This window comes from Paraburkholderia tagetis, from assembly GCF_022213065.1.
GTDB lineage: Bacteria > Pseudomonadota > Gammaproteobacteria > Burkholderiales > Burkholderiaceae > Paraburkholderia > Paraburkholderia tagetis.
In genome coordinates this window covers 1-7,461 of sequence record NZ_JAKLJA010000094.1, presented here as the reverse complement: position 1 = coordinate 7,461, position 7,461 = coordinate 1, and the positions used below count along the sequence as shown (strand labels likewise).

The window sequence follows — 7,461 nt, the reverse complement described above, 5'->3', positions numbered from 1 at the left end:
ACCGCTCGGCTATATCCCGCCCGCTGAAGCTGAGGCAAACTACTACAGGCAACACAGCAATACCGCTGCTGCATCAGTATCAACTTAAACCAACCAGCCTCCACGATTCCCGGGGCGATTCACCATGCCGGCCGACACAGTTCTAGATCAAGTTTACACGGCACTGAGGGCTGACGATTTACGACCGGCGGAACTTGGGAAAGCTTCGCGCTGGTTGTGGTATCAAGCTGCGCTGTCCTTCAAGGATACTCAATATAGTGCGAAAGATGTCATTGCGCGCTACTGGAAGCTTTGGGGTACCGTAACTTCCGGCGCACCTTTTACGCTAGATGTGCGAATTCCTTGGGATGATCCGGCATTTCATGCGATTGAGGGATTGGAAAATCTGTTCGAGAGGGCAAACCGTGTCGAATTTGGGTTGACGCCAGAAGAATCAATTGAACGGACAATATGTATCGCCGGACTGGCGCGCGTAGCGCGCTCTCTGGAGTTCGCGCGCGTGTTTGAACAAACCAATCGCGAAGATGCGCCCCCAGGATGGGGACATGGGACAGCGCGCTTGCGTCGAATGTTTTTCCAGCGCGTCATCTGCATGCGCTGGAAGGCCGCGTGTTTGACCGATGACGCTCCCATGGCTGATTCTCGCGACGAAACGGCCCAGATTTTGCTCCGTCATCTTGGCGACCCGCTGCGCGCGTCGCTGCGGCGATCACTTATTACCGATGCGGAAACTTGGAGGATTGGTACAACGGGTGTCGCAGTAACCTCTAGCGGTCAATCGGAACTCAATGTGTTGAGTGACGGCTTTCAATGGATCCATCGAGCAATCGCAGCGCTAGCATCGGAAACTGATTTTTCACAAGCGGATCCGCTGTCAGGGTTTGATAGTGACCTCGAAAGGCTGGAGCGGTGGCTGAGGGATGATAGAGCAGCGCATTTTTCGGTCACGCATGATAGGTTTCTGCCGTTGCTGCGTGGTCTATTGCCGAATGATGATGATCCGTTCAGCACGCAGCAAAAGCACGACGGAGAGACTACGTTGCTCTCTCTCCAGACACTTGCTGCTATCGCGCCACGACAGCATCTGGCAAAGTTGCTATCAAGACGAGGACACTTACTACAGGGAGGCGGAGAAAAGATCCCTCTTCCGCCTTTGCCAGGCGTACCTGCGAGAGGGCTACTGCTCATTTCTCATGCTGAGAGAGATGGTAATTGGGTAAAAATCTCGACCTTATGGTGGGTTACGCCCCAACGAGAAGATTCGGAAATGTTGCTTCCGAGCTTCCGCCTTGCGTCCGCGAGCGGAACAGTTGAAGAAATCGCGCTCGATTGGCAGCAAGTCCAAGGGGTGGATGGACTTCAGATGTTTAGCGCCCCATGGGCTGGCGACAACTCGCCTGCTTACGCGCTGTTGCAACCTCCCGCGTTGTCAATAACCACCCACAGTTTGGCGTGGATCGCGGAGGCTTACGAGTCGATCGCAAAGTTAAATCATATTATCGAGCAGGATATGTCGATCGACGGTGCCGAATTTGCGCCGGCTTGGCCATATTTGGTCGTCAACTTGCGTCCCGAGATTCCCGGCGAGACTTCACTGAAGCTGACACTACTCTCGCCGCGTTATCCGCGGTCGTCGCTTGATGGTCTAGCATTCGTGCGTAACGGCGCGCGGGGCTTGCAGACGTACGACGTGCCGGAACTATATGGTCGGCATTGGCGAGCTGGGGTTCTTCTGTCCGATTTATTTGGGTTTCGAAGCGATCTCGACCAGTACGCTTCATTGAACCCACTTGCTCTTGGTCATCACGACACCGCTGACAGCCTCGAACCCGCCGCGCATCTTCTTCGTAACGTTCTTCGTAAGTTACGGGGAGCATACGTAAGCGGACGTGTACTCCAATCCCCGCCAGGACGAGATTACATCCCAGCATCCGTCGCCCGATCACTTGACCTGTTACGAAAATTCCCGGTTGACGGGGAATATCACAGCGCGATGGCCTACGTGCTTTCTAGCGAAGCCGAGACGGCCGGAATGCGTTCACGCCTCGCGACTGAAGTATCGCTCGATTATCCTGGCATCGCGGGAGCCTTCTTCGAGCAAGTCGCCATGCGCGTCGTCAGCCGGATACAGCTAGGCTGGCTGAGTCAACCCTCTGAGTCGGATACTGTCAACACACTGTCGACGGATCGCATCCTTCCGCGGTCATACTGGTCTTTAGCCAATAGGTTGTCGTCGTTACGTTCGGCCACTGAGCGTATCGAAGAGCAAGAGCGAAGCTTCACGGTACTGGTTTCAGGATTGCGGCTTGCAGCTATATCGGCGTGGTTACGTGAGTTGACGTTTTCGGTGGAGGCCCTTCCAGGAAAGGAAGAATGGCCGCTCCCCCTCGATGGTGAAGTCGCCGAAGTCTGGGCAATTGAAGAGAGAGGTTTTCTTTTCGATCGGCCTGATGGATCCGTTAGCGCTCTTACAGAGTTCTTCCAAAAAAAAATAGTCGAAGGGGCTTCGGAGCGGGCATTCGCAAGCATTACCCCACTCGGTTGGCTGGTTTTGTTGGCGGGGAGAATTGGTCTGATCAACGGATTAATGAGAAGACCGTTGATGAGCGAATGGAGCACTAGCCAAGTTGATCGCGCAAAAGCGCTGGCAACTAGCCTTGCGGCAATTGCATCTGCGACTGTTGAAGATGGAGACGGTGTCCATCCCGACTGGCCGTTTGAATGCGACCGCGCAGCCGTGCTTGCGCAATGGGCGACACCTTCGTTTGCTTCGAGCGCAGTCATCGTCAGCGAATTCGAGGCGAATATCGGCCTCAATCATACTTCTCGGATAGTCGGGCCGTGGAGACTTGATCCTGCGGATCGCAGCTTCACCGATTCAGTCGGAGGTAAGTGGGGCGTCGCACCTTGGCAGATTCTCTTGGGCGGAGGCGCAAAGCCAGAGCGGGTTACGATAGGCAGGCGAATCCTCAGCGTCTGGGATGAAACACGAGACGCGGAAGGAAACCTTTTACTCGTCGCCGCACGCGATGCACGGCTTGGTAGATTGCTAAACGAGGAGGCTTTCGCTCGTAAAGACTCACGAGGCGACGTTGCATCGGACACGCTACGAAGCCTTTCCGAAACGGCTAGCCGTGGCGTATTCGAGACTGGTATTCATACAACTGACAAGAAGTCTGAAATAGGTAGCCAAGCCGACAACACGCAAGAATCGCGTTCGTCGATCAATGAGCTACGCGCGACCAATAATGCGTTGTGGGGATCCGAGGAAACGTCCACTCCTTCCAGTTCATCGTCATTGGGTCAACGGACTGATTGGCGGACATTGCAGCAGAATACGTGGCAGTTGAGGCGGGCGAAGTCGCCTGGACACGTACGCATTGCCCTGATGCAGTGGGAGCTGGATGAGACCTATCATCATCCGGCAATCGACGCGGACAAATGGGACAAGAAATGGCCGCCACGGAGGGAACCAGTCGGGGGAATATCTAAGCCACTTTTACCCTTTGAAGTGAGCGCAATCGAATACCGTCGCAGACAGTTTCTAACTGAGGCCCTAACCGCATGCGAAAGCTTCAAGGTGGATGTTCTAGTACTCCCGGAGTACTCGGTCAGACCTGATACGGTCGGTTGGCTGAAAAACCAGCTGCAGCTAAGGACGGGGGCGCCCTCGATATTGGCCGGCACGTACAAGTTGCATGGCAGATCGTCAGATTTGAACTTCGAAAAGGTATATCGCGAGATTCTCGGTTTAGCCGAATATCAGAAGACGTTCGAATCGTCGGCGGTCGTCACGAAGGGAAGCAACGGAGGTTATATTTCTGGCGAGCACAGTGCGGTACTAACAATGCTATCGCCTTTGGAATTGGAGAACGGTGAACGAATTGTCTGCACCTTTTCGCGGCGTAAGAAGTATCCTTCCCTCGCCGCCGCCGAAGTCTTTAACCCTCCGCTGGAACTGCTGGACCCGCTCTTTTCGAGTTCAGGGCTGTTGCACGAATTGGAGCGTCGTTCCAAGGGGGGCCTTCGTTCTGCCACTTCAGAGGCGGTATCGGCAGCTGAAATACTCCATTACGTCGACAAACTGCGACATCTGGAATGTTTCGCAGAATTTGTGTGCTCAGAGCTGTTCTTGCCAATGAGCCTTGCCAACCATCAAACGCTCGCTGTAGAACTGCACAAACTAGCGCGTCGATTCGGTTCAAGAATTGACGAAGCGGCCGCGATGAAGCATGTACAGGACGACATAGCGAACGTTGCGAAATTTCTGGGTATCTCTGATACAACAGCGACGGTGAAGCGACGCTCAATTCTGCTGGTGCCGGCGATGACGACCAGATCGGCCGACTATTGGATCTTCGGCCAAGCCGCTTTGCTCGCCGGCGGGGCGACAACTGTCTTTTGCAACGCCGTCGATAGCCATTCGGTCGGAGGAAGTTGCTTCATTGGGCGAAATAGTTGGAATGGGGGCGGGCACAACGTCCACCGCGACACGAACATAACTCCTTATGCGGGGTGGTCAAAGGGTATTTATTACAACAGTCGCTCCGACGCTCTTGGCGATAGTGAGCAGGCGATGGTTATCGCCGACGTTGACCCGCTCTTTATGCATGAAGGCAAGCCAAGGCCGCAGGCGCTGGCTAATCCACTTCAGCTGGTTGCTTACTTGCCTATTGGAGTTGCCCCTGTAACTCAGGACACGTGGACACCGTTAGGTTGATGACGCCGCTGCTCGCCTGAACTCGCGAGGCGAGCGGTATTTCAGGGCTTTGTGCGGGTGGCGCTCATTGTAATGTTCAAACGCAATGGCCAGACGCGAGAGCGCCGTTGGCGCGTCGGGCTTGTCCATATAGGCGACGTAATTGTGCTTCATGGTCTTCACGAACGACTCAGCCATGCCATTGCTCTGCGGCGAACGTACGGGCGTGGTCAGCGGCTCCAGGCCCAGCTCGCGCGCGAAGCTGCGCGTGCGATGGTCGATGTAGGCCGAGCCGTTGTCCGTCAGCCATTCGATGGCCTGCGCCGTCTGCGTGGTGCCGAAGCGCTGCTCGACGGCCGCCAGCATCACGTCGCGCACCACGTCGCCGCTATGCCCGCCGGTCGTAGCAGCCCAGCTAATCGCTTCCCGGTCACAGCAATCCAGCGCGAACGTCACGCGCAGCGGCGTGCCATCGTCGCACCGGAACTCGAAGCCGTCCGAGCACCAGCGGGTATTGCTCCTATCCACGGCCACGCGACCGTCGTGCCGCCGCTTGTCTCGCCGCACGCCGGGACGACGCAGCAACAAATGGTGCTCACGCATGACCCGATACACGCGCTTGTGGTTGATGCACGGTGCGCCGACCATCTCGCGACTGCGGCGCAGCAGCGCCCAGATGCGCCGGTAGCCGTAGGTTGGCAGATGCGCCACGTGGCCATGGATTTCCTCGACCAGTTCCGTGTCGTCGGTGGGCTTGGCACGGCGACCGTCTTGCCAGTCAGACGAACGAGCCTGCTTCACTGCCACAACAGAGCGCGCCACGCCGAGAACTTCGCAGACCGTTTTCAATGGTCGTCCCCCGGCAGCAAGGGCGAGCGCGCAATCAGGTTTTTTGAACGGCCCCATTCCACGGCTTCCTTCAGGATTTCGACTTCCATTGTCTTTTTCCCGAGCAGCCGTTGCAGCTCCTTGATTTCCTTGATGGCTGCAGCCAACTCCGATGCGGGCACTACGGTTTCTCCCGCTTTCACCGCCGCCAGACTGCCTTCCTGGTATTGCTTGCGCCAGCCGAACACTTGGTTCGGGTTCACGCCGTGCCGCCGGGCCACGGCTGACACCGAGGCGCCCGGTGTCAGCGTCTCCTGCACGATGGCGATTTTTTCCTGCGCCGTTCGCCGACGACGGCGCTCCGGCTCGGTCAGAATTTCGATGGGTTCCACGTAATGACTAGGCTTACTGATAGGCACAAGACTATCCGTTATTTTAAGAGAGTCCTTGTGTCCTCAGATACGTGGGGCCGCTCCACCTATTGTGGAGGTTGACGAAAATAAATCGCCGAAATTCGGATCTGACTTGCACGACAGGCTAGCTTCGCTGGTCCCATCAAAAATCTGGAGCCGCATCGTTGAGCCTACAGTTCCGGGTATCAGGGAATTGAAGGAGTGCATTTCGGCACAACTCGCGGCTAAAGACAAGTGGACGGATCCGAAAAAAAGCCTAGCGGTGCCCTTCAACGAACGCTTTAGCCATTGGGAAAACTATTGGAACACAAATATCTTCGTTGGAATGCCGCCAGCGCTTGTGGACTGGCTGTGGGTGGAGAGCTCACCAGGCACTCAAGCATCCCGGGGAGTCGAGATTTTTGTTCCGGGGTACTCAGATGACGATCCATCGTCGGTGCCGACCGATCACTCCATCCAATAGCGCGCGACTTTTCTGGAACTAGAGGGAGAGCCCAGCATCGAAGCTGGGCTACCAAAAGCCATTCGATCCATTTCTCGCGAACGACCGATGTGTCGGGAAACCCCAGTTCAGTGCATTAAACGTCTCGCGCCAACAATTGACGTCGCCGCGAGACGTGAACGCCGACTGCCGTCTACAATGCCATCCGAACTCGTCGTCCGGGTAATGACACGATTTCCGTTTTTCCGGGCTTACGAGAAGCACCCTAGTCTCACAAATTCCGTTACCCGGTGTAGCCCCGTTGGGTAGGGCCTGCGTTTTTTCATCTCGCCAGGGTACCAGGTCTGGAAGAATGTTCATAACACCTTTTTCGCCGGGGGCGGTCGCAAATGCCGTGAAGAGAGGTCGTGGAAAGGAGACGCTTCGTCAAGGTACAAGCTTGCGCGGTAGTGATGCAAGCCTGCGCAGGCGCGGACTTAGTAAACTGAAAAACGCCGCAGACCGCGGACGCGTAGCGGTAGCCGCCACCAGGATCGACGATCGTGTCCTTGATCTTGCGGGCGTCCCTTGTAGAATCATTTCGACCTATGCCAACGACAACTTGAGCTTATGAATCCCGACTACACCTTAGACGCGTTGCCCACCGAGCTCGTCGAATACATCGAGCGTGCAGGAGAGGCTAGCCGTTTTCGACGGCGTGCCGTGCTCACGAACGGCAACGGCAAATGGGAACTACGTTGCTGCACTGTCGAATGGTTCTTTTGCGATGAGGAGATGCCCAGCGCTGCTTCCACTCACCAATATGAAAAAGCCGTGTTGTACGAGGACGTGCTTTCGGAAAGGCAATGCCTCGAATTCGTAACGGAACTGTCTAAGGGGATTGCCCAGTTTGGCGACTATAGACTAAAGCGAGAAGCACCACCTCAGTGGATCACTCAGATCGTGCCCTTTAACAATGCCCCGATGGGCGGGCAAATTCCCCCACCTGTGGGCACCTCAAAATCCCCCACCTAGAGACACGCGGAGCATGATGCTGGCGCGGTCTGGCAGGACGTTACCTTGCACCCCTCGAATGAAGA

The 7,461-nt window shown here is 56.0% G+C and carries 4 protein-coding genes; 3 read left to right on the top strand and 1 reads right to left on the bottom strand.

Annotation, left to right across the window (positions count from 1 at the left end):
* The first annotated feature begins 214 nt into the window (after positions 1-214).
* The gene (locus L5014_RS38160; RefSeq protein WP_238469033.1) at positions 215-4,720 is read left to right on the top strand and encodes a hypothetical protein; all 4,506 of its coding nucleotides are present in this window, start codon (positions 215-217) and stop codon (positions 4,718-4,720) included.
* On the opposite strand, the gene L5014_RS38155 is transcribed toward L5014_RS38160, so the two are convergent.
* A protein-coding gene (locus tag L5014_RS38155; RefSeq protein ID WP_238469034.1) for an IS3 family transposase occupies positions 4,712-5,910 on the bottom strand; the annotation gives its coding sequence in 2 pieces (ribosomal slippage) (positions 4,712-5,595 and positions 5,595-5,910; 1,200 coding nt in all). The genes L5014_RS38160 and L5014_RS38155 overlap by 9 nt on opposite strands.
* A 142-nt stretch (positions 5,911-6,052) precedes the next feature.
* Between L5014_RS38155 and L5014_RS38150 the strand changes: the two genes are divergently transcribed.
* Both L5014_RS38150 and L5014_RS38145 read left to right on the top strand, forming a co-directional pair.
* Entirely contained in the window at positions 6,053-6,403 is a 351-nt protein-coding gene (locus L5014_RS38150; RefSeq protein WP_238469032.1) for a hypothetical protein, read from the top strand.
* 588 nt (positions 6,404-6,991) lie between these two features.
* On the top strand, positions 6,992-7,396 hold the full coding sequence (locus L5014_RS38145; RefSeq protein WP_238469031.1) for a hypothetical protein: 405 nt from the start codon (positions 6,992-6,994) through the stop codon (positions 7,394-7,396).
* The last annotated feature ends 65 nt before the right edge of the window (positions 7,397-7,461 follow it).

Coding starts and splice junctions, on each gene's coding strand:
- L5014_RS38145 (WP_238469031.1), top strand. CDS start 6,992: ATGAATCCCGACTACACCTTAGACGCGTTGCCCACCGAGCTCGTCGAA.